The sequence below is a fragment of the Virgibacillus sp. 7505 genome, assembly GCF_002272135.1.
Lineage (GTDB): Bacteria > Bacillota > Bacilli > Bacillales > Amphibacillaceae > Terribacillus.
In genome coordinates this window covers 1-222 of the sequence record NZ_NPBF01000396.1, presented here as the reverse complement: position 1 = coordinate 222, position 222 = coordinate 1, and the positions used below count along the sequence as shown (strand labels likewise).

Sequence of the window (222 nt, the reverse complement as noted above, 5' to 3'; positions counted from 1 at the left end):
TGCACAAGAGGCGTTGTTCCGAAGCGAGTCGCTTTTGCTAAACTATGCACAGACAGTTCAGACGGAACAATTGGTCCGGAGTGGAGCAGAAGTTCCTAATAGCCCATTAAAGCATGAAACACAGGTGTTTTATAATCCTTCCATGGACAGTATGGAATTTAATATTCCAGCTTTAATTGGTCTCATCATGCAAGAGGTCACATTAATTTTGACTGCATTTGC

General features: G+C 41.9%; 1 pseudogene. It reads left to right on the top strand.

From position 1 onward, the window contains the following. Positions 1 to 222, top strand: a pseudogene (locus CHH91_RS21615) (ABC transporter permease); the annotation flags it as partial.